The sequence below is a fragment of the Kitasatospora sp. NPDC059812 genome (assembly GCF_042732075.1).
Classification (GTDB): Bacteria; Actinomycetota; Actinomycetes; order Streptomycetales; family Streptomycetaceae; genus Kitasatospora.
Genome location: NZ_JBHWIO010000107.1, coordinates 1 through 22,500 on the forward strand (window position 1 = coordinate 1; position 22,500 = coordinate 22,500).

The window sequence follows — 22,500 nt, forward strand, 5'->3', positions numbered from 1 at the left end:
GCCTGCCCGTACGTCGAGAAGGCGCCCGCGTCGTTGTCGCCGACCATCACGATCAGGCCGGGGCCCACGATCGCCAGCAGGGTCTTGAGCCGCGCGGACAGGCCGTGGCGCGGCGTGGTGTCGTCGAGCCGGATGGTGCCGAGCGCACCCTTGATGTCGCCGACGTGGGCGTCGTCCAGTACCGCTGAACGCGGGGCGGGGACCTTGGAGTCGAGCGTGGCGTTGGTGGTCATGACGATCCTCCCGTGGGCCCCGGGCAGGCGGGGCGATCGGGGGCGCACGGCGGCGATCCCCCTGCGGACGGGCGCGGCGCATCGCCACCCGGCGGTGCGGGCCCGTTCGGGCACGGCGAAGCCGGGTGTTGAGGTGATGAGCCGTCAGAGATGTGCGCAGGGAGGGTCGTTACCGCGTGCCGGGAGTGTGCGAGGACAAGCGGGGGCAGGGGCAACTGTGGCCCGGACTACTGCAATCCATGTCTCTCGCCTCCTCCCGGTCGACGCACCCCGTGGTGCGTGTGATCGACGCGGCAAGGAGTTCGCCGGCGCGCGAAGCGACCGCCGGTTCACCCCAACTCGTCAGAGCTTTGGCACTCCACGGCGTGTCCAGCCCGGTCGGGCCGGAAGCCACTTCGGATCAACCCTTAGGTCGGGAAGATCTGTCCTAACCCTGGGCGTCTCTCGACGTCGTCGGATCAGTGGCCTGTGTCCGTGAAGAAGCCTCACCGAACGAGGTGCCTTCTTCAAACCTCCAGAAGCATAGACCGCGCGGAGGCCGATACTTGCGTACTTGGTAGAACCTTTACCTTCTGCCCTCGGTCGCCCCGGCCGAGGCGCGGCGGTGGGCGGCGGGGCGGATCGGGTGACGTGGGGTTTTGCCGCCGGGCCGCCACGGAACGACTTCCCACCGCATCGGCAGCAGCACCAGGTTGCGCCCGAATCCGAGGGGTGGCATGGCGTCCGCAGGCTCCCAGGACGGTCCCCGGCAGGCGCGGGCCCTCGTGCTCGCCCGCCACGCGAAGCTGTGGCTCGTTCCGAGCATCCTGTGCGGCCTGCTGGCCGTGGTGCTCTCGCTGCTCTACATGGGCGGCATCCTCAACCCGACCGGGCACCTGCACCGGCTCCCGATCGCCCTGGTGAACGCGGATCAGGGCCCGCCGCCGCCGGGCCGGACGGAGAGCCTGGGCGCGCGGCTCAGCCGGGAGATCGTCGCCGGGACGCCCGGCAGCACCGTCGACTGGCGCCAGGTCGACCAGGCCGAGGCGATGGACCTGCTCTCCACCGGGAAGGTCTACGGCGCGCTGCTCGTCCCGCAGGCGTTCACCGCCGACGTGGCGGCACTGACCACCGGCCGGGCCACCGAACGGCCCACCCTGACGGTGCTGACCAACCCCGGCCTCGGCAGCCTCGGCTCCTCGCTGGCCTCCCAGATCACCCAGTCCGCCGCCCACCAGGCCTCGCTGGCGCTCGGCAAGGAGCTGACCGCGGCCGTGCCGCCCACTGCCTCCGGCACGGGCACCAGCGCCACCGCGCGGCTGCTGCTCGCCGACCCGCTCGCCGTCACCACCCGGGTCGGCCACCCGATCGGCACCCACAGCGGGCTCGGCCTGAGCGCCTTCTACTACACCCTGCTGGCCGTGCTGACCGGCTTCATCGGCGGCAACATCATCCACAACGGCGTCGACACCGCGCTCGGCTACAGCGACAGCGAGCTCGGCCCCTGGCACACCCGGCGCCCGACCGTCCCGATCACCCGCACCCAGACCCTGCTGCTGAAGATGGTCATGACGGCCGGCATCATGCTGCTCACCACCACCCTGGTGATGCTCTGCTCGGTCACCGTCCTCGGCATGGACGCCCCGCACCAGGCGCTGCTCTGGGTCTTCGCCTACTGCGCCAGCCTCGCCGTCGGCCTCGGGGTCCAGGCGATCAACGCGGCGTTCGGCGGGATCGGGCAGCTGGTGTCCATGTTCGTCTTCATCGCGCTGGCGCTGCCCTCCTCGGGGGCGACCATCCCGCTCCAGGCGGTGCCCGGCTTCTACCGCTTCCTCGGCGTCTTCGAGCCGATGCGCCAGCTCAGCGACGGCATCCGGGCGATCCTGTTCTTCGACGCCCGGGCGGACGCGGGCCTGGCCCGGGGCTGGACCATGATCGCGGTCGGCGTGGTGCTCGCCCTGGCCTTCGGCTTCGGGATGACCCGGTACTACGACCGCAAGGGCCTGCACCGCTGGACGCCGCAGCCGTCGGAGTAGACGTAGTCGTCGGCGTAGGCGCCGCGCCTGATCCCTACGCCTCCTACGCCTTGGTGACGGTGACCTTGAGGTGCTTCATGATCGGCTGGTCGCTCTGGGTGCTGTAGTCGCCGATCGCGCACAGCACGTTCATCTCGGGCATGTAGCCCGCCGCGCAGCCGCGCGGGATGTCGTACGGGATCGCGAGGTAGCCGTTCAACGTGCGGGTGCTGCCGTCCTTCGCGGTGCTGGTGATGTCGACCGGGTCGAGCTCGGCGATGCCGCGCTCGCGCATGTCGTCGGTGTTCAGGAAGACCAGCGTGCGCAGGTTCCGCACGCCCCGGTAGCGGTCGTTGTCGGAGTAGATGGTGGTGTTCCACTGGTCGTGGGAGCGCATGGTGCCCAGCGCCAGGGTGCCCGGGGCGGGAACGACGTCGGGCAGCGGGGCGGTGGAGAACTCGGCCCGCCCGGAGGGGGTGAGGAAGACCAGTTCGCGGGCCGGCTGCTTGATCCGGAACCCGAGCGGCAGCCGCACCCGGCGGTTGAAGTCCTCGAAGCCGTCCAGGGCCCGGGACATGGTGTCGCGGATGCGGTCGTAGTCCTCGATGTACCACTCCCACGGTGTCCCGCTGTCCGGCAGCGCCGCGCGGGCCATCCCGGCGACGATGGCGGGCTCGGACAGCAGGTGCGGGGAGGCCGGGCGCTTCATGCCGACGGACAGGTGCACCATGCTCATCGAGTCCTCGACCGAGGTGCTCTGCACCCCGCCGCGCTGGTGGTCCTTCTCGGTGCGGCCCAGGCACGGCAGGATCAGCGCCCGGCGGCCGTGCACCAGGTGGCTGCGGTTCAGCTTGGTGCTCACCTGGACGGTCAACTCGCAGCCGCGCAGCGCCTCGTAGGTGTAAGGCGTGTCGGGCGCGGCGAGCGCGAAGTTGCCGCCCATGGCGACGAAGACCGTCACCTCGCCGCGCCGCATCGCCTCGACGGCGGAGACGGTGTCCAGGCCGTGCGCGCGCGGCGGGTCGATCCCGCAGGCCTCGGCGAGGCGGTCCAGGAACTCGGGTGAGGGGCGGTGGTCGATGCCGCAGGTGCGGTTGCCCTGGACGTTGCTGTGCCCGCGCACCGGCGACGGGCCGGCGCCCTCGCGGCCCAGGTTGCCGCGCAGCAGCAGGAGGTTGACGATCTCCCGCACGGTGTCCACGCCGTGCTCGTGCTGGGTGACGCCCAGGCACCAGCTGACGATGGAGCGGTCGGCGTCGCGGTAGACCCGGGCGGCCTTGAGGACCTCGGCCCGGCCGAGCCCGCTCTGCCGCTCGATCTCCTCCCAGGGCGTGGCCCCGCACAGCGCGCGGTAGGCCTCGAACCCGGTGGTGTGGCGCTCGATGAACTGCCGGTCCAGGGCCTGGGGGTCGGCCGTGGCCTGCTCCAGGATCGCCTTGGCCATGCCGCGCACCAGTGCCATGTCGCCGCCGATGCGCGGCTGGAGGTTCAGCGTGCTGGTCTTCGTGGACTTGAACAGCGCCATGTCCACGAAGTCGTGCGGGACGATGGTGCGGGTGGCGGCCGCCTCGATCAGCGGGTTGATGTGCACGATCTGCGCGCCGCGGCGGTGCGCGTCGGCGAGGGCGGTGAGCATCCGGGGCGCGTTGGAGGCGGCGTTGACGCCCATGATGAACAGCGCGTCGGTGACCTCCCAGTCCTTGAGGTCGACCGTGCCCTTCCCGGTGCCCAGCGAGGCCTGGAGGGCGCGTCCGCTGGCCTCGTGGCACATGTTGGAGCAGTCCGGCAGGTTGTTGGTGCCCAGTTCGCGGGCCATCAGCTGGTAGAGGAAGGTGGCCTCGTTGCCGAGCCGGCCGGAGGTGTAGAAGGCGGCCCGGTTCGGGTCGTCCAGCTCGCGCAGGGTGCGGCCGACCAGCTCGAAGGCGTCCTTCCAGCTGATCGGGACGTAGTGGTCCGAGCCGGCGTCGTACACCATCGGCCCGGTGAGGCGGCCCTGGTCCTCCAGCGCGAAGTCGCTCCACCCGGACAGCTCGGTCACCGAGTGGGCGGCGAAGAAGTCGCGGCCGACCCGCTTGCGGGTCATCTCCCAGGTGACGTGCTTGATGCCGTTCTCGCAGATGTCCAGGTGCAGGCCCTTGGTGTCGTCCGGCCAGGCGCACCCGGGGCAGTCGAAGCCGCCGCTCTCGTGGTTCATCCGCATGATCGCCCGGGGCCCGTCCACGTACGCGCCCTCCTTGACCAGGAAGCGGGTCACGCTCTTCGCGGCACCCCAGCCGGCGGCCGGGTGGTGGTACGGCGCGAACCGCGGCGGCCCGACGGGGTCGGGGCCCACGGCCGGCTCGTCCCGGGCGGGCTCCTGCTGGGGGTCGTCCTGCGCGCGGTCGTCGGGGGAGCTCACGAAGCCCGCCGTCCGCCGACCGACAGCACGACCGCGCTCGCCGCGCCGTTCGGCGCCTCGTAGTTCACGGTCTCCCCGGCGTGCCGCCCGAGCAGCGCCCGCCCGAGCGGGCTGTCGGCGGTCACCAGGGTCTCCTCCCGCACCTCGGCGAGCTCCGCCACCTCGACGGTCTCCTCCACCCCGTCCGCGAACCGCACGGTGACCGTGGAGCCCACCCCCACCACCTCCGTGGACGGCGGCCCGGCGGCGGCCCCCTCGCGGACCCGGGCCTCCAGCTCGGCGATCCGCTCGTCCAGCCGGGCGACGTCGTCGGCCCGCTGCAACTCGTCCGCCGCATCCGCCCGGTCGCCCACGTCCTCCCCGCGCAGCGTCCCCACCACTTTCGCCCGCTCGGCGCGCAGCTCGGCCAGCTCCTCCTGCACGGCGCGCAGGGCCTCGGCACTGACGGGCTCGGGACCGTCTGTCATGGCTGCTCCCGGGTCGTTCGCGGAACGCTCAAGCACAGGTCGCTTCCATTACCCCACCACCCCGCACCCCCGGCAAATCCGGCCGCCGGATGTGCCCGGATCCGCCGAATTGGTTCGGGCGGGTACGGCCGTCCGGCACAATGACGCCCATGACCAGCGTCGACGACCCGAGTGCGGGCCCGCCGGTCGGCGACACCGACCGAGCCGACGAGCGATACCGGCCGTTCGCGCATCTCGCCACCGAGGGCCGCGAGCTCTACCGGCAGGTGATGGGGGTGTTCGTCCGGGCCAAGCAGGAGTTCACCGTCCACCTGCGCCCGGAGGACGTCCACCTGGGCCTCCCGCCGGAGGGGCGACCGTCGGTGGAGGCGGTGGCCACCGCGCTGGAACGACTGGCCAAGTGGGGGAACCTGCGGCCCGATCCCGACACCGGCCGGGTCACGGCCCTGGAGGACTTCTACCGCTCCCGGTACATCTACCAGCTCACCCGCGCGGGAGAGGCCGCGGAGGAGGCGCTGGCGGCGTACGACGCTGCGCTCGGCCGGCGGGGCGAGTTGCAGGCGGTCGCCCTCGCCGACATCGCCGTGCACCTGCGGGCGCTGTTGGCGCTGGCCGACCGGGACGAACCGGACCCGGCGGTGACGCACCTCGCGCTCCTCGCCCTGGTGGACCGCTTCTCGGGGCTGGCCGAGAACGCCCGCGCGTTCATGAGCTCGCTCCAGCGGACGGTCGACCTGCACGAGGCCGAGGTCGAGGTGTTCCTCGCCTACAAACAGCGGTTGATCGACTACCTGGAGCGGTTCATCGAGGACCTGGTGACCCGGGGCGCCGAGATCGCGGGGCTGCTGGAGCACCTCGGCGCGTCCCAGGACGGGCGGATCGGGCCGCTGCTGCGCCTGGCCGTCGAGCGTGAGGCCGCCGACGCCGCTCCGGACCTGGCCGCCGAGGCGCTGGCGGCGGGGGAGCGGCGCTGGACCGGCCGCTGGGACGGATTGCGGGCCTGGTTCCTCAGCGTGCCGGGCCGCAGTTCGCAGGCCAAGCTGCTGCGCTCCGCCGCCCGCCAGGCGATTCCCCAACTGCTCAGCGTGGTCCAGGCGTTGAACGAGCGCAGGGCGGGCCGATCGGATCGCTCGGCGGACTTCCGCGAACTCGCCCGGTGGTTCGCCGAGGCGCCCGACGACGACTCCCGGCACCGGCTGTGGCGCTCGGCGTTCGGACTGTACTCGGCGAGGCATCTGACGATCGATCAGGAATCGCTGGCCGAACGGGACACCGAGCCGGTGCCCGCCTCCGCGTCCTGGTACGACGCGGCGGGCGTGCGGATCAGTCCGCAGTTGCGCCGCACCGGTTCGTACGAGCGGCGCGGCCGGTCGCGGTCCGTGCAGGACCGTGGCGAGGCGAAGGCGTACCTGGCCGAGCTGGCCCGCAAGCAGGCCGAGCAGACGGCGGCGGTCCGGGCCCGGCTGGCCACCCGGGGCGAGGTGCGGCTCAGCGAGCTGGACGAACTGGACCGGGAGGCCTTCCGGCTGTTCCTGCTGCTCCTCGGCGACGCGTTGTCCGCCTGGCGTCCGGGCGCGGATTCGATCGCGGCCACCACCAACGACGGGACGATGGAGATCAGGCTGACGAGGCTTCGCGGCGGCGGGATCGCCGAGATCCGCACCCTCGACGGCGTGCTGTGGGGCCCGGAACATCTGGTCGAGATCATCGACCTGGCGAACGAGAACGATCCCGTGGGGGCCGACCGTGAGTGACGACCGCCTGGGCGACGTGCTCGCCGCGCAGCGTTCCGCGGAGGTCCGTCGAGCCGCCCGGGCGCTGCTGCGTCGTCCGCTGCTGCGGGCGGGTGGGTCCCACGCCGACGAGTTCCGCCTCGTGCGGCAGTACGCGACGGAGCTGCGCACCTGGTTCGACCGGAACACCGGCTGGGCGCTGTCGGTGGACTCGGAGGTGGTCCGGTTGCGCCGCATTCCGGGCCGGCCCGACGATCCCACGCATCCGGCCCGCGACCAGCGCACCGGCCTGCCGTTCTCGCGGCGCCGCTACGTCCTGGTCTGTCTGTGCCTGGCGGTGCTGGAACGCGCCGAGCAGCAGATCGCGCTGGGCCGCTTGGCGGAGCAGGTGGTGCTCGCGGCGGCCGATCCGGCGCTCGACGCGGCCGGGGTGGAATTCACCCTCGCCGACCGGGAGCAGCGCACCGATCTGGTGGCGGTGGTCCGGCTGTTGCTGGAATGGGGCGTGCTCGCCAAGGTGGCCGGCGACGAGGATGCCTTCCTGAAGTCGGCCGGGGACGCCCTGTACGACGTGGACCGCCGGGTGCTGGCCGTCCTGCTCGTCTCCCGGCGGGGCCCGAGCACGGTGCGCGCGGACGGCTTCGAGGAGCGGCTCGCCGAACTCAACGCCGAAGTGCTGCCGGACAGCGACGAACTGCGCAACCGGGCGCTGCGGCACACCCTCTCCCGTCGGCTGCTGGACGATCCGGTGCTCTACCTGGACGGACTGACCGAGAGCGAGAGCGCCTACCTCACCTCCCAACGCGGCGCGCTGACCCGGCGCGTCGCCGAACTCACCGGCCTGGTCGCGGAGGTGAGGGCGGAAGGCCTGGCGATGGTGGACCCGGACGACGATCTGACGGACCTGCGGATGCCGGAGTCCGGCACCGACGGCCACGTGGCGCTGCTGGTGGCCGAGTACCTCGCCGGACGGGGCGGCACCGTCCCGCTGGCCGACGTGCACCGGCAGGTGGCCGGCTGGGCCCTGGAGCACGCCGGGTTCTGGCGGCGGAGCGCCACCGCTCCCGGTGCCGAGGTGGAGTTGGCCGAGCAGGCCGTGGACCGGCTGACCGCGCTCGGGCTGCTGGATCGCGCGGTGGCCTCGGACGGCGCCGCCCTGGTGCGGCCGAGGCCGGCGTTGGACCGCTACCGGGTCGGTGAGACCGTCCTGCTGGAACCGGGCCAGAGTGCGCCCCGGAAGAATCCGAAGAAGAACACGAAGACGGCTGCCGGCCGCACGAAGGGCGCGAGGACCCGATGAACACCACCGCCAGGACGCGGCTGCCCCTGCCCCTGCCCACCCGTACGCGCTGGCAGCCGCTGAGGGTCGGGCTGGTCGACCTCTTCTACTACGACGTCGAGGAGTTCCACTTCCGCGACGGCCGACTGCTCTTCCGCGGCAACAACGGCACCGGCAAGTCCAAGGTGCTCGCCCTGACCCTGCCCTTCCTGCTGGACGGCGACCTCTCCCCGCACCGGGTGGAGCCGGACGCCGACCCGAAGAAGCGGATGGAGTGGAACCTGTTGCTCGGCGGCGAGCACCCGCACCCCGAGCGGCTCGGTTACACCTGGATCGAGTTCGGCCGCCTGGACCAGGACGGCACCGCGCACTACACCACGCTCGGCTGCGGACTCAAGGCGGTCAGCGGCCGGGGCATCGCCCGCCACTGGTACTTCGTCACCGACCGGCGGATCGGTCCGGAGCTGCGGCTGGTGGATTCGACCGGCGCCGCGATCGGCCGTGACCGGCTGGCCGAGGCGTTGGACGGCCGGGGCCTGCTGTACGACTCGGCGCGGGCGTACCGGCGCGCGGTGGACGAGGCGCTGTTCGGCCTCGGCGAGCAGCGGTATTCGGCCCTGGTCGACCTGCTGGTACAACTGCGCCAGCCGCAGCTGTCGAAGCGGCCCAGCGAGAGGACGCTCTCCCGGGCCCTGACCGAATCGCTGCCGCCGATGGACCAGGCCGTGGTCGCCGACGTCGCGGAGGCGTTCCGTTCACTGGACGAGGAGAAGGAGCAGCTGGCGGTGATGGCCGCCGCCGAGCGCGCGGCGGGCTCCTTCCTCCAGCACTACCGCCGCTACGCCCGGGTGGCGGCCCGGCGCAAGGCCCGCGCCCCCCGCACGCAGCACTCCCGCTACGAGGCGCTGCGGGCCGAACTCAACACCGCCGAACAGGATTTCGAGGCGGCCGGCACCGCACTCGCCGAGGCCGAGACCCGGTTGGAGGAGCTGGACCGCCGGCGCACCGGTCTGCGGGCCAGGGACGAGGCCCTGCGGGCCGGTCCGGAGATGCGCAGCGCCCGCGAACTGGAGCAGGCCGCCGCCCTGGCCGGGCGCACCGCGCGGGACGCCGAACGCGCCGAGGCCGACCGGCTGCGGGCCGAGGAGGAACTGACGCGGTGCGCCGCCCGGTTGGGCGGTGCGCGGTCCCGTGCGGAGGCCGCCGAGCGTGCTCAGGGCGTCGTACTGGACCAGGCCCTGGCCGCGGCGAGCACGGCCGGGCTGGAACGGGAGCACGCGGAGCGGGCTGTCCGCCCCCTCGTCGAGGGAGAGGTCTCCGGGACGGCGCAGCACAACGCCGCCGAGTTCACCGACCGCCGCCAGCGCTCGATCGCGCTGGTCGAGGAGCACCTCGCGACCGCCCAGGACTCGATCCGGGAGCTGGACCGGGCCCGCCGTCGGCGGGAGGACGCGGACGGCGAACTGGCCCACCGGGCCGAGCTGCGGGCCGAGGCCGAGGAGAGCACGGCGCGGGAGGGCCGGGGCTACCTCGCGGCCGTCCGCTCGTACCTCACCGGATGCCTGCTGCTGCGCCCCGCCGACCCCGGGGGAATGCTCGACGAACTGGACCAGTGGGTCGGGACGTTGGCCGGCGCCGACCCGTCCCGGGTGGCGGCGCAGCAGGCAGCCTCCACCGTCGGCGCCGAACTCGCGCGGCTTCGGGCGGCGTTGGAGTCGCAGCAGCGGGACGTCGACGAGAGCAGGGACCGGCTGGAAGGCGAGCTCGCCGAACTCCGGCGCGGTGGCCGGCGCGGTCCGCAGGCCCCGTACACCCGCGCGCGCGAGGCCCGGCAGGGCCGCCCGGGCGCGCCGCTGTGGCAGCTGGTCGACGTCGCCGACGATCTGACGCCCACTCAGGCCGCCGAACTGGAAGCCGCCCTGGAGGCCTCGGGGTTGCTGGACGCCTGGGTCGCTCCCGACGGAACGGTGGCCGCGGCAGGCATCGGCGACATCCTGGCGACCGCCGGCGCACCGGTGGACGGCACCTCGCTCACCGCCGTACTGCGCCCGGCGGTGGACCGGTCCGATCCGGCCGCGGCCGCTCTCCCCGACGAACTGGTCGATCGACTCCTCGCCGGCATCGGCCTGCTCCACGTGGGCGAGGAACTGCCCCACGCCGGCAGCTGGATCGGCCTGGACGGGCGGTTCCGCCTCGGCTCGCTGGCCGGCGCCTGGTCCAAACCGGCCGCCGAGTACCTCGGCGAAGGTGCCCGCGAGCAGGCCCGGCGGGCCAGGACGGCCGTCGTCGAGACGGACCTCGCCCGACTCGCGGAGCAGTCGGCGGACCTCGCGGACCGCTCCGCGCGGGTGGAGGCGGACGTCCGCACCCTGGCGGCCGAGCAGGCGGCCCTGCCGGACGACGCCGCCCTGCGCGGTGCGCACGCCGTGGCGACGGCGGCCCACCGTGAGCACGCGCGCGCCGCCGAGCGCCGCGGGGAATCCGAGCGGATCGCTGCCGCGGCCGCCGCCGCTGCCGAGCACTCCACCGCCGAACTGCACGACCTGGCCGGGGAACTCGGCCTGCCCGCCACCGGTGCGGGTCTGCGGCAGGCCCGCGAGGCCCTCGGCTCCTACCGGGAGACCCTGGCCGAACTCTGGCCCGCCGTGCGGGAGACCCGGGCCGCCCGGACCGCGCTGGCGGCCGAGGCCGTCGACCACGGCCGGGCCGCCGAGCGCGTCGCCGAGCTGGCCGAGCGCTCGCGTGACGCGGCGCGGGAGGCCGTCACGGCGGGGGAGCGCCACGAGACGCTCGCCGCCACCGTCGGCGCCGCCGTCGCCGAGCTGCAACGCCAACTCGCCGACGTGGCCGAGACGTTGCGGGGGTGCGAGGAGGGCGAGCGGGCCACCCGCCGGGAGCAGAACGCCGCCACCGGCCGCCAAGCCGCCGCCGACGCCTTGCGGACCCGGGTCCGCATCGAGATCGAGGACACCGCCCGCACCCGCGCCGAAGCGATCGACGCACTGCGCCGCTTCGCCGCCACCGGGTTGCTCGTCGTCGCCCTGCCCGACCTCGCCGAGGAGCACGCCGGCGACTCCTGGGCCCCCGAGCCGGCCGTCCGCCTGGCCCGGGCCGTCGAGCGCGAGCTGGAATCCGTCGACGACGCCGACCCGGCCTGGGAACGTGTTCAGCGCCGGATCACCGAAGAGCTCAAGGAGCTCTCCGACGCCCTCGCCCGCCACGGGCACAGCGCGGCGGCCCGGATGCTGGAGGAGGGCCTGGTCGTCGACATCGTCTTCCAGGGCCGCGAACGCTCCGTCCCCGAGCTGGCCGCCGCCCTGGCCTCTGAGGTCGCCGACCGGCAACGGCTGCTCTCCGCCCGGGAGCAGGAGATCCTGGAGAACCACCTGATCACCGAGGTGGCCGGCACCCTTCAGGAACTCGTCAGCGCCGCCGAGCACCAGGTCCTGCGGATGAACGGGGAGCTCAAGGACCGCCCGACCAGCACCGGGATGCTGCTCCGGCTGGTGTGGCGGCCCGCCCGCGACGCTCCCGGCGGCCTGGCGGCCGCCCGTGACCGCCTCCTGCGCCAGTCCTCCGACGCCTGGACCGCCGCCGACCGGGCCGCCCTCGGCGACTTCCTCCAGGCGCAGATCGAGCGCGCCCGCACCGACAACCCGTCCGGGACCTGGCTGGAGCACCTCACCGCGGCCCTGGACTACCGCTCCTGGCACGAGTTCGGCATCGAGCGCCACCAGCACGGCAAGTGGCAGTCCGCCACCGGCCCGGCCTCCGGCGGCGAGCGGGTGCTCTCCGTCTCGCTCCCGCTGTTCGCAGCCGCCTCCTCGCACTACGCCTCGGCCGGAAGCCCGTACGCGCCGCGCCTGGTCACCCTGGACGAGGCGTTCGCCGGGGTGGACGACGACTCCCGCGCCAAGTCGCTCGGCCTGCTCACCGCCTTCGACCTGGACGTCGTGATGACCTCCGAGCGCGAATGGGGCTGCTACCCGGAGGTCCCGGGCCTGGCCATCGCCCAGCTCTCCCGGGTCGACGAGATCGCCGCCGTCCTGGTCACCCGCTGGGAGTGGGACGGCCGCCGGCGCTCTCGCGTGGCCGACGCGGAGGTGCCGGGCCAGCGGCAGGAAGGCGTGTTCTCCTGACCATGGACGTGCCCCGGCTCCAGCGCCTGATCGGCGCACCCGAACTCACCTGGCTGCTCGACCGGGCGCGCCGCCGCATGGAGGCGGCCCGACCACTCGACGGCACGGTCACCCTGGCCGGTGCGGCCGACGCCGAACGGGCCGCCGTCACCCGGCTGTTGGGCCGCGCGCCGCGTCCGGGGCGCTCGCTCTCCGTGTCCCTCGCCGCCGTCGACCGGGTGCTGCGGGCCAGCGGCGCCAGCCCGGACGGGCTGGCCGCCGCCGTCGTCGCGCTCACCGGGCCGGTCGTACCCCGACAGGAAGCGGCCGACCGGCTCGCCCTGGCCTGGGAGCACGCCTTCGCCCCACTCGCGTCCGTGGTGGCCGCCCGCCCCCAACTCGCCGACTGGTACGCCTCCCTGCACGCCACCGGCCTCGTCCGCCGGCTGGCCCGCGGCCCCGAGGAGGCCGCACCGCTGCTCGCCGATCTGGCCCGCCTGCTGCCGCACCTGCCGGCATCGCCGCCGCGCTCGCTCAGCACCTTCGCCGCCGAACACACCGGTGACGCCCACGCCCTCGACCAAGGCCCGTTGGCCACCCTCACGCTGGACGCCGTCCGGGCCCTCACCGGTACTCCGCCCGGCGACGGCGCCCAGGCGCGGCGCGACACCTGGGCGGCAGCGGGGCTCCTGCTCGACGAGCTCTCGTCGCAGGTCATCGCCCTCAACCTCCCCGGCGACCGGGACACCGCCACCGGACGGGCCCTCGCCGCACTCGGATCGGTCGGCCAGCCCGCCGTGCTGACGCTCCGCCAACTCGTCCGCGACGCCCCTCGCCCGCCCCGCGGCGGCACGGCGTACGTGTGCGAGAACCCGGCCGTCGTCCTGGCGGCCGCGGACCGACTCGGCCCCGACTGCGCACCGCTGGTCTGCGTCCAGGGCCAGCCCAGTACGGCCGCCCTGCGCCTGCTGAGGCTCTACGCCGACACCGGATGGACGCTGCGCTACCACGGGGACTTCGACTGGGGCGGCCTGCGCATCGCCACCCGGCTGCTGTCCCACGTCCCCTGGACCCCGTGGCGGTACACCGCCGCCGACTACCGCACCGCCCTCGACACGCACCCCGCGACCGCGGCCCTCACCGGCACCCCGACGGACGCTCCCTGGGACCAGGCCCTGCGCGCGTCACTGCTCGCGGCCGGCCGGCGCATCGAGGAGGAACTGGTCCTGGACGGCCTGCTCGCCGACCTGGCGTTTCGACCCACGGCTGTCGGTACGGGTGGCGCGCGGTGAGGTCCGAGCGGGGCCGCGGGGTGGCGGTGATCACCTCCGGGGGTGGGTGAACGGGCGAAAGTGCAGGTCGGGGGCTCGGGCGAAGTGGGCGGGGGAGGGACCGGCGGAAGGGGCGGGGGCGGGCGAAGCTACCATGTGCGCAACACCCTCAGCTCGAAAGATGGACTTGTGACTGTCAACGACGACGTGTTCACGGACTGGAAGAACCGCGAGGAGATCGCGGAGTCGATGATCCCGATCATCGGGCGACTGCACCGCGAGCGGGACGTGACCGTCCTGCTGCACAGCAGGTCCCTGGTGAACAAGTCGGTGGTCAGCATCCTGAAGACGCACCGCTTCGCCCGCCAGATAGCCGGCGAGGAGCTCTCGGTCACCGAGACGATGCCCTTCCTGAGTGCGCTGACCACCCTGGATCTCGGCCCCTCGCAGATCGACATCGGCATGCTCGCCGCGACCTACCGGGCCGACGACCACGGCCTGTCGGTCGAGGAGTTCACCGCCCAGGCCGTCTCCGGCGCCACCGGCGACAACAAGCTGGAGCGCCGCGACGCCCGCGACGTCGTCCTCTACGGCTTCGGCCGGATCGGCCGCCTGGTCGCCCGCCTGCTGATCGAGAAGGCCTCCGGCAACGGCCTGCGCCTGAAGGCCATCGTCGTGCGCGACAGCGGCGGCGACGACCTGGTCAAGCGGGCCTCGCTGCTGCGCCGGGACTCGATCCACGGCCAGTTCCAGGGCACGATCACCGTCGACGAGGCGAACAACAAGATCATCGCCAATGGCAACGAGATCACCGTGATCTACTCCGACGACCCGACCAAGGTCGACTACACGGAGTACGGGATCAAGGACGCCATCCTGATCGACAACACCGGCCGCTGGCGCGACCGGGAGGGCCTGTCCAAGCACCTGCGCCCCGGCATCGCCAAGGTCGTGCTGACCGCGCCGGGCAAGGGCGACGTCCCGAACATCGTCCACGGCGTCAACCACGACACGATCAAGCCCGACGAGCAGATCCTGTCCTGCGCCTCCTGCACCACCAACGCCATCGTCCCGCCGCTGAAGGCGATGGACGACGAGTACGGCGTGCTGCGCGGGCACGTGGAGACCGTCCACTCGTTCACCAACGACCAGAACCTGCTGGACAACTACCACAAGGCCGACCGTCGCGGCCGCTCGGCACCGCTCAACATGGTGATCACCGAGACCGGCGCCGCCTCGGCCGTCGCCAAGGCCCTCCCGGACCTCCAGGCGAAGATCACCGGCAGCTCGATCCGCGTCCCCGTGCCGGACGTCTCGATCGCCATCCTCAACCTGCAGCTGGCCCGCGAGACCAACCGCGAGGAGGTCCTCGACTACCTGCGCAACGTCTCGCTGACCTCGCCGCTGAAGCGTCAGATCGACTTCATCGACTCCCCCGACGCGGTCTCCAGCGACTTCATCGGCTCGCGCCACGCCTCGATCGTCGACGCCGGCGCCACCAAGGTCGAGGGCGACAACGCGATCCTCTACCTGTGGTACGACAACGAGTTCGGCTACTCCTGCCAGGTCATCCGGGTCGTCCAGTACGTCTCGGGCGTCGAGTTCCCGACCTACCCGGCCCCGGCGGTCTGATCCTCCGGCAGTTCAGGTAGTCCCGGCAGTTCCGGGGGGGGGGGGGGGGGGCGTCGAGTCTGGGCCCCCCCCCCCCGGCCGCCCCCCCCCCCGCGCGCGGGGGGGTGGGGGGCGCGGTGTCTCGGCTCCCCCCCGCGCCCCCCCGCGCGCCCGTTCCCGCCCCCGCTCCGTCCTTGATCGGCCCGGGTGCACCCGGGCGCGGGCGGGCCGGGTGCGGCGGCTATCTTGATGGGTCACGGACATCCGGAGGAGTGGGCGATGGGGATGGGGATGGCTGGTCGGAGGGTGGCTGCCGCGGTGGCGGCCGGGGTGCTGACGGGGGTGCTGGCCGGGTGCTCGGCGGGTTCTGCGGGGAGTTCCCCGGCGGGCTCGGACGCGGCCAAGGGTGCGGCGGGGGCGGCGAGTGCGGTGGCGAGTGCGACGGGTCCGGCGGGTGGTGAGACCGGTGCGGGGGCTTCGGTCTCCGCCTCGGCGTCCGCGTCTGCCGCCGCGACGGGGGCGGGTGCGGCCGCGGGCTCGGCCTCGGCGCCGGCGACCGGAGGCGGCGGCGCTGGCGCCGGGGCCTCTGCTCCGCCGGCCGGGGCGGCGACGCCCGGGGCGGACCTGGAGGCGGTGCTGCTGGACGACAAGCTCGTCGGGCAGGTGCTGCCGGACGCGAAGGCGATGGCGGGCTGGGAGGAGGAGAAGCGCAAGGTCGACACCCTCGACCACGCCACCACCTGCACCGCGTCGGTGCCGTGCACCGGCAAGCCGCTCAGCGGCTCCGTCCGGTTCTCCTCGGGGGACGTGGTCGCCCGCTTCATCGTCGAGACGCTGCCGAACCGCGACGCCGCCAAGGGCAAGCTCAAGGAGTCCTACGCCTCCTACGGAGCCGGGCCGTTCCGCAAGGTCGACTCCCCGGTGCTGGGCAGCGAGAGCCAGGCCTTCCAGGGCCAGCTGGGCGAGAGCGAGGGCATCGGCATCGTGCTGCGCTCGGGCACCGTCGTCGCCAGCGTGACCACCGAGGGCGGGCCGGCCGACGTGGCCGCCGCCCGGCGGTTCGGGGTGATGCTGGTCAAGCGGATCGAGCAGGCCCAGGCGGGCAGGACCCCGGACGCCGGGCTCGGACTGGCCTGACGGCCGCCGCGTACGCGAAGCGAAGCGAAGCGAAGCCCCGGGCCGAGGAGGCGCCGGGGCCCGCTGCGTTTCGGCGTCGGACCGGACAGCGCCTGCCGCCTGTTCGACGTGTCCTCACCCCGTTCGACGTGCCCGCGTTCCGGCCGTCAGCCCCGGCCGTCCGCCCCGGTCGGCGGGCCGTGGGGCGGGTCCCCGCACGTGCCGGACCGGGACCGCCCCTGGGCTGGGGAAACGGATGTCGGTCGGCCGTGATATCTACTCATCTGGGGTGGCCGTCGTGCGGCCATGCGAAAGATGCCGATGATGTTCGAGGGGGCCACACATGCCGCTGTTCCGACGCCGCTCCGGCGAGGAGGCCGCGCAGAGCGGGGCGGGCTGGCTTGGGAGGGTGCGGCGGGCCGTCGGGTCCGCGCCCGTGGCGGCCGTTGCGGCGCCGCGGCTGGATCCGGCGCTCGGGGACGAGTCGCTGCGCCTGATGCTCGGCCAGGCCGCCGCCGGTGACTGGGCGGCCCTGGGCCCCGCGCTGGCCGCCGTCGGGGACGGCGCCGATCTGACCGGGCGGGTCGGTGCGATCGCGGAGGTGCCCCGGGTCGAGGAGTGGACGGCCCGGGCCCTCGCCGACCGGCCCGAGGACGCGCTGGCGCTGCTGCTGTCCGGTGCCCGGCACGTCACCTGGGCCTGGGAGGCCCGGACGGGCGCCCGGGCGAAGCACGTCTCCGAGAAGCAGTGGCAGGTGTTCCACGAGCGGCTGGACATCGCCGAGGAGCAGCTGCTGGAGGTCGCCGAGCGCGAGCCGTCCTGGCTCGCCCCCTGGTACTTCCTGCAGATCAGCGCCCGCGGCGCCTCGCTCCCGGCGGAGGTCGCGACCTGCCGCTTCGAGGCCGCCGTGCGCCGTGCTCCCGGGCATCCGGCCTCGCACCGCCAGCGCCTCCAGCAGCTGTGTGCCAAGTGGGGCGGCTCGCACGAGGAGATGCACGCTTTCGCCCGTTCCTCGATGCTCGCGGCGCCGGAGGGCAGCCAGCTCGGCGAGCTGGTGGTGCTGGCGCACCTGGAGCGCTGGCTGGACCTCCCGGACGGTGAGGACCGCGCCTACCTGGCCAGTGCGGAGGTGGTGGCCGACTTGCAGGAGGCGGCCTTCCGCTCCGTGCTGCACCCGGACTTCACGCCGGTGCGCGGCTGGCAGGGCTCCTTCAACGCCTTCGCGATGGCCTTCTCACTGGCCGGCCAGCGCAAGACGGCGCGCCTGCTGTTCGAGGCCTTGGACGGCGTCGTCACCGAGTCGCCCTGGCACTTCCTGTCCGGTGATCCGCTCAAGGCGTTCGCCTCCCACCGGGACCGCTGCGCGTACTGACGCCCCCGGCCCGTCCAGAACCTCCGTCACCCGCCCCGCGATCGAAAGAGCCCCCGGTGTCCCCATCCGAGAACCCGACGCCCGACAACGCGGCGAGCGCGCACACCTTCCAGGTGGACCTGCGCGGCCTGGTGGACCTGCTCTCCCACCACCTCTACTCCAGCCCGCGGGTGTACCTGCGCGAGTTGCTGCAGAACGCGGTGGACGCGATCTCCGCCCGCCGCGCCCTCGATCCGCAGGCGCCGGCCCGGATCATCGTGCGCGCCGACGACGAGCTGAGCGTCACCGACACCGGCGTCGGCCTGACCGAGGCGGACGTCCACACCTTCCTCGCCACCATCGGCCGCAGTTCGAAGCGCGACGCCGACGGCCGGCTGGACGGCGCCGGGCTGGCCCAGGCCCGCGGCGACTTCATCGGCCAGTTCGGCATCGGCCTGCTGGCCTGCTTCGTGGTCGCCGACGAGATCACCGTGGTGACCCGCTCCGCCGCCACGCCGGACGCGCCGGTGATCGAGTGGCGCGGCGGCTCCGACGGCCGCTACACGATCCGCACCCTGCCCGCCGCGGCCAAGCCGGAGCCGGGCACCACCGTGACGCTGGTCCCGCGCGCCGACGCCGTCGAGTGGACGCGGTCGGGCCGTGTCCTCGCGCTGGCCCGGGACTTCGGCAGCCTGCTGCGCCACGACGTCACGGTGGTGGACGCGAACGGCACCGAGCACCGGGTGAACCGCACCCCGCCGTGGGCCGAGCGACACGGCTCGCCGCTGGCCCGGCGCGACGCGCTGACCGAGTACTGCCGCGCCGCTTTCGACTTCGCCCCGCTCGACACCATCGACCTGGACCTGCCGCTGGTCGGCCTGCGCGGCGTCGCCTACGTGCTGCCGGACGCGGCCCCGCCGTCCCGCCGTTCGGGCCACCGGGTGCACCTCAAGGGCATGCTGCTGTCCGACCAGGCCGACGAGCTGCTGCCGGACTGGGCGTTCTTCGTCCGCTGCGTGGTGGACACCGACGGCCTGCGCCCGACCGCCTCGCGCGAGGGCCTGTACGCGGACGAGACGCTGGCCGCCGTCCGCGACGCGCTGGGCGTCCGGATCCGCGACTGGCTGACCGGCCTGTCCGCGAGCGATCCGGCGCTGCTGCACCGATTCCTGTCCGTGCACCACCTGGCCGTCAAGGAACTCGCCCGCTACGACGACGAGTTGCTGCGGATAATGCTGCCGTGGCTGCCGTTCGAGACCACCGACGGCAACGTCACCCTGGACGAGTTCACCCGCAGCCACCCGGTGGTGCTGGTGACCCGCACCGTCGAGGAGTTCCGCCAGGTCGCCCCGATCGCCGGCGCCGCCGGCCTCGGCGTGGTCAACGGCGGCTACACCTACGACCGCGACCTGGTGCACCGGCTGCCCGAGATCCGCCCCGGCGTCTCGGTCTCCGACCTCGACCCGGGCACCGTCACCGCGCACCTGGACACCGTCGACCCGGCCGCCGAGCTCGCCGCGAACGCCTTCCTCGCCGTCGCCCGCGAGGTGGTCGGCCGCTTCGACTGCGACGTCGCCCTGCGCAGCTTCCACCCGACCAACGCGCCCGCGCTGCTGCTGGACAACCGGGAGGCCCGGCACGAGCGCAGCCGCGCCCAGCTCGCCGAGGAGGCCGACGGCCTGTGGGCGGACATCCTGGGCTCGCTGCGCGCCGAGGCGCCCCGCGCCCAGCTGGTCCTCAACCACCTCAACCCGCTGGTGCGCCGCGCCGCGACGGTCACCAACCGCGAGCTGGCCGTCACTGCCGTCGAGGCGCTGTACGGGCAGGCCGTGCTGATGACCCGCCGCCCGCTCAAGGCCAGCGAGAGCGCCCTGCTCAACCGCTCGTTCATCAGCCTGCTCGACCACGCCATGCTCGGCCACGAGTCGGCCGGCCCGGACCGCACCGACCCGAAGGAGGCCTGATGCTGGACACCCCCGATGCGGTGATGGCCGCGCTGCGCGAGAACGACGCCCGCCCCTACGGCCGCCAGCGGACCGTCGCGGCCGAGGAACTCGTCGACGCCGCCGAGCAGTTCGACGACACCGGGGCGCGCTCGATGGCCCTGCTGGAGCTGATGGAGGCGTACGAGTACGACGGCGAGCGCGGCAAGAGCCCGGTCGTCTTCGCCCGCCTCCTCAAGCTGTGGGACGCCGACCCGGACGGCTTCGGCGAGTGGGCCCGCCAGCAGGTGTTCTGGCGCTTCAAGTGGGTGGCCGGCGCGCTCCTGGGCAACCCGGACGTGCCGCTGCCGGCCCTGCGGCGCTGGCACACCGAACTGCGCGACCGCTACCGGGCGGCCGGCTTCGACCTCCAGCCGTACTACGCCCAGCGCTACCACCTGGCCGCGCAGACCGGCAGCGGCCGCCAGGACGCCTACGAGCTGTGGACGGCCCGCCCGCGCTCCGAGCTGAGCGACTGCCACGCCTGCGAGACCCGGGCGCGCGCCGAGCACTTCGTGGACGCCGGCGACGACGCCCGGGCGCTGGACGTCCTGCAGCCGGTCCTCGACGGCCGGAGCAGCTGCGAGCAGGAGCCCGCCCTCAGCCAGGCCGCCGCCCTGCTCCCGCTGCTGCGCCGGGGCCGGCTGGACGAGGCCCGCTCCAGCCACCTGACCGGTTACCGCGCCGCGCGCGGCAAGGCCTCGATGGCGCACGCCGTCGGCCGGCACGTCGAGTTCTGCGCGCTGTCCGGCAACGAGCCGCGCGGCCTGGAACTGCTCGCCGAGAACCGCGACCTGTTCGCGGTGGCCGGCGAGCCGTCCGCGCTGCTGTCCTTCCTCACCGGCGTCGAGGTGCTGCTCGCCGTCCTGGCCGGGGGCGGCCACGGCGGGCTCGCGGTCAGCGGCCCGCCCGGTACCTCCTGGACGGCGGACACCCTGCTCGCCCACGTGCGCGCCGAGGCCGACGCGCTCGCCGCCCGCTTCGACGCCCGCAACGGCACCGACGCGGTCGGCGCCGACCGGCGCGCCCGGCTGGCCCGCGAGCCGCTGCTGGCCGAGCCGCTGGCCCTCGGCGTGCGCGCCGCCGCCGCGCCCGAGCTGGCCGCCGCCCCGGCCCTCGCGCCCGCACCGCGCCGGGCCGTCGAGCCGGAGCCGGAGGACTTCACCGCCCTGGTGGTCCGGGCCCGCGAGCTGGAGCTCGTCGGGCACCCGGACGCCGACCGGCTCTGGCGGCGGATCGCCGAACGCGCCGCCGCCGACGGTTTCGCCCACCCCGAGGGCACCGCGGTCGGCAGCCCCGGGCGGCTGCGCGCCGAACTCGCCGAGCAGCGGGCCCACCAGGCGCTGGAGCGGGACGAGCACGCCGACGGCCGGGCCGGGCTGCTGGCCGCCGCCGAGCTGTTCGGGCAGGCCGGGCTGCCCGGCCAGGCCCTGATGGCCCGGGCCCGCGCGCTGATCGTGGAACTCGGCGACGTCGAGGGCGCGGTGGCCGACTGGCCGGCGCTCGACGAGGTGCTGCGCCGGGCCGAGGAACTGCGGGCCGCCGGCACGATGGCCGACGACGACCACCTGATCGTGTGGCAGGTCCGCGCCTACGCGGCCCACCACGACCTGGTCGAGGCGCTGCCCGAGCCGCCCGCCGAGGCCGTCGAGCGCTTCGAGGCGGCGGCCGGCGGCTACCACCGCACCGCCGTGGAGCTGGGCTCCGCCCGCCGCGCGGCCACCTCCCGCCAGTACCTGGCCGACGCGGCCGCCCGGCAGGGCCGGCTGGCCGAGGCCACCGCCGAACTGCGCGAGGTGCTCGCCCAGTTGGACGCGGCCGAACTGCCCTGGCACACCCCGCGGGTGCTCGGCCTGCTGGGCCAGGTGCTGTTGCAGAGCGGCGAACCCGCCGAGGCCGTCGAGGTGTTCCACCGGGCGCTCGCCGAGGCCGCCCGCTGGGGCGACGACTCCTACCCGTACGCGCCCACCTACCTGATGCTCGGCCACGCGGCCATGGGGGCCGGGGACCGCGGCGGCGCGGTCCGGGCGCTCACCGAGGCGGCCGCGCGCTTCGACCGCAAGGGCCGGGAGGCGGCCGAGGACGCCGCGCAGGCCCGTCTCCAGCTGGCCGACGTGCTGCGTGCCGCCGACCGCACGGCCGACGCCGTCGCGGTGCTGGAGTCGGTGCTGCTGGACGCCGCCGCGTCGGAGCTGGACGTGCGGATGCTCGCGCAGGCCCGGCTGGACCTCGCCCGCGGCCTCACCGAACTGGACGAGCACCGGGACGCCGCCGAGGAGTACCTGCGGCTGGCCGACGTCGTCGCCGGCTGGGAGGAGCAGGACACCCACACCATGGTCGCCTGCGAGGCCGCGCTGGCGCTGGCCCGGGCGGACCGCTGGGAGGCCGCGAAGGCCGCCCTCGACCGCGCCCTCGCGGCCCACGCCCAGGCCCCCCAGGTGGACCAACTGGCCGCGACGCTGCGCGAGTTCGCCCGGCTGACCATGCATGCCGAGGGCCCGGAGGGGCTGGCGTCGGCGCTGGCCCGGCTGGCCGAGGCGGACGCCGCCGGGGAGCACGCCGGGCAGGCCGGTCAGGAGTACAACCCCTGGTACCTGCGCGGCGGTTCGCACTACGAGCGGGCGCGCTGCCTGGCCATGGCCGAGCGCCACGAGGAGGCGCTGGCCGAGGTCGAGCGGGCGATCGCGGTCTACGAGGGCGGCGACGAGCGGGCCGGGACGTCCCGGGCCGAGGCCGTCCGGCTGGCCGCGCTGATCGAGGGCGCCGACCTCGGCCGTACCGGGGCGGCCGTCGCCCGGCTGACCGCGGGCATCGCCCGCTGCGAGGCCGCCGGCCTCCCGGAGGCGGCGCAGGTGCTGGCCGAACTGCGGGAGCGGTTCACGGCCGCGGACTGACCACGGCCGCGAACTGGCCTGCCGGGGGCCCGGGGTGTGCAGATCCCCGGGCC

The 22,500-nt window shown here is 74.3% G+C and carries 13 protein-coding genes, 1 pseudogene and 1 riboswitch; of the genes and pseudogenes, 10 read left to right on the forward strand and 4 right to left on the reverse strand.

The window, feature by feature from the left end:
- A pseudogene (locus ACFV6D_RS34380) lies at positions 1-233 on the reverse strand (manganese transporter); the annotation flags it as partial.
- Between the two features lie 326 nt (positions 234-559).
- Positions 560-737: riboswitch (M-box (ykoK) riboswitch) on the reverse strand.
- Positions 738-949: 212 nt separating this feature from the next.
- Between ACFV6D_RS34380 and ACFV6D_RS34385 the strand changes: the two are divergent.
- On the forward strand, positions 950-2,248 hold the full coding sequence (locus ACFV6D_RS34385; protein ID WP_380562689.1) for a YhgE/Pip domain-containing protein: 1,299 nt from the start codon (positions 950-952) through the stop codon (positions 2,246-2,248).
- A gap of 43 nt (positions 2,249-2,291) precedes the next feature.
- Here ACFV6D_RS34385 and ACFV6D_RS34390 read toward each other — a convergent pair whose 3' ends face one another.
- A complete protein-coding gene (locus tag ACFV6D_RS34390) occupies positions 2,292-4,559 on the reverse strand; it encodes an FdhF/YdeP family oxidoreductase (RefSeq protein WP_380562714.1) in 2,268 nt (755 codons plus the stop codon).
- Between the two features lie 62 nt (positions 4,560-4,621).
- A complete protein-coding gene (locus ACFV6D_RS34395) occupies positions 4,622-5,092 on the reverse strand; it encodes a GreA/GreB family elongation factor (protein WP_380562691.1) in 471 nt (156 codons plus the stop codon).
- A gap of 149 nt (positions 5,093-5,241) precedes the next feature.
- Here ACFV6D_RS34395 and ACFV6D_RS34400 point away from each other — a divergent pair, with 149 nt between their 5' ends.
- From ACFV6D_RS34400 to ACFV6D_RS34420, 5 genes are all read left to right on the forward strand, one after another.
- Complete coding sequence (locus ACFV6D_RS34400; RefSeq protein ID WP_380490871.1) at positions 5,242-6,846, forward strand: TIGR02677 family protein; 1,605 nt, start codon at positions 5,242-5,244, stop codon at positions 6,844-6,846.
- Positions 6,839-8,125: a TIGR02678 family protein gene (locus tag ACFV6D_RS34405; protein WP_380490869.1), complete on the forward strand. Its 1,287-nt coding sequence runs from the start codon at positions 6,839-6,841 to the stop codon at positions 8,123-8,125. The genes ACFV6D_RS34400 and ACFV6D_RS34405 overlap by 8 nt, the downstream gene beginning before the upstream one ends.
- Complete coding sequence (locus ACFV6D_RS34410) at positions 8,122-12,243, forward strand: TIGR02680 family protein (RefSeq protein ID WP_380562693.1); 4,122 nt, start codon at positions 8,122-8,124, stop codon at positions 12,241-12,243. The genes ACFV6D_RS34405 and ACFV6D_RS34410 overlap by 4 nt, the downstream gene beginning before the upstream one ends.
- Before the next feature lie 2 nt (positions 12,244-12,245).
- Positions 12,246-13,514: a TIGR02679 family protein gene (locus tag ACFV6D_RS34415; protein WP_380562695.1), complete on the forward strand. Its 1,269-nt coding sequence runs from the start codon at positions 12,246-12,248 to the stop codon at positions 13,512-13,514.
- Positions 13,515-13,682: 168 nt separating this feature from the next.
- A complete protein-coding gene (locus ACFV6D_RS34420) occupies positions 13,683-15,125 on the forward strand; it encodes a glyceraldehyde-3-phosphate dehydrogenase (protein WP_380490825.1) in 1,443 nt (480 codons plus the stop codon).
- A 233-nt stretch (positions 15,126-15,358) separates the two neighbouring features.
- Here the strand turns inward: ACFV6D_RS34420 and ACFV6D_RS34425 are convergent, their stop codons facing one another.
- Positions 15,359-15,754 (reverse strand): hypothetical protein, encoded by a 396-nt coding sequence (locus ACFV6D_RS34425; protein ID WP_380562697.1) that lies wholly within the window; start codon positions 15,752-15,754, stop codon positions 15,359-15,361.
- On the opposite strand from ACFV6D_RS34425, the gene ACFV6D_RS34430 reads away from it, so the two are divergent.
- The 4 genes from ACFV6D_RS34430 to ACFV6D_RS34445 all read left to right on the forward strand — a co-directional run bounded on the left by ACFV6D_RS34430 (position 15,738) and on the right by ACFV6D_RS34445 (position 22,447).
- Positions 15,738-16,241: a hypothetical protein gene (locus ACFV6D_RS34430; RefSeq protein ID WP_380562698.1), complete on the forward strand. Its 504-nt coding sequence runs from the start codon at positions 15,738-15,740 to the stop codon at positions 16,239-16,241. The two genes, ACFV6D_RS34425 and ACFV6D_RS34430, sit on opposite strands and share 17 nt — an antisense overlap.
- A gap of 322 nt (positions 16,242-16,563) precedes the next feature.
- Positions 16,564-17,592: a hypothetical protein gene (locus tag ACFV6D_RS34435; RefSeq protein WP_380562700.1), complete on the forward strand. Its 1,029-nt coding sequence runs from the start codon at positions 16,564-16,566 to the stop codon at positions 17,590-17,592.
- 56 nt (positions 17,593-17,648) lie between these two features.
- Entirely contained in the window at positions 17,649-19,535 is a 1,887-nt protein-coding gene (locus ACFV6D_RS34440; protein WP_380562702.1) for an HSP90 family protein, read from the forward strand.
- Positions 19,535-22,447 carry a hypothetical protein gene (locus tag ACFV6D_RS34445; protein WP_380562704.1) on the forward strand — a complete coding sequence of 971 codons (2,913 nt, stop codon included), beginning with the start codon at positions 19,535-19,537 and terminating at the stop codon, positions 22,445-22,447. The genes ACFV6D_RS34440 and ACFV6D_RS34445 overlap by 1 nt, the downstream gene beginning before the upstream one ends.
- Positions 22,448-22,500: the final 53 nt, after the last annotated feature.

Coding starts and splice junctions, on each gene's coding strand:
- ACFV6D_RS34395 (WP_380562691.1), bottom strand. CDS start 5,092: ATGACAGACGGTCCCGAGCCCGTCAGTGCCGAGGCCCTGCGCGCCGTG.
- ACFV6D_RS34445 (WP_380562704.1), top strand. CDS start 19,535: ATGCTGGACACCCCCGATGCGGTGATGGCCGCGCTGCGCGAGAACGAC.
- ACFV6D_RS34435 (WP_380562700.1), top strand. CDS start 16,564: ATGCCGCTGTTCCGACGCCGCTCCGGCGAGGAGGCCGCGCAGAGCGGG.
- ACFV6D_RS34410 (WP_380562693.1), top strand. CDS start 8,122: ATGAACACCACCGCCAGGACGCGGCTGCCCCTGCCCCTGCCCACCCGT.
- ACFV6D_RS34385 (WP_380562689.1), top strand. CDS start 950: ATGGCGTCCGCAGGCTCCCAGGACGGTCCCCGGCAGGCGCGGGCCCTC.
- ACFV6D_RS34415 (WP_380562695.1), top strand. CDS start 12,246: ATGGACGTGCCCCGGCTCCAGCGCCTGATCGGCGCACCCGAACTCACC.
- ACFV6D_RS34400 (WP_380490871.1), top strand. CDS start 5,242: ATGACCAGCGTCGACGACCCGAGTGCGGGCCCGCCGGTCGGCGACACC.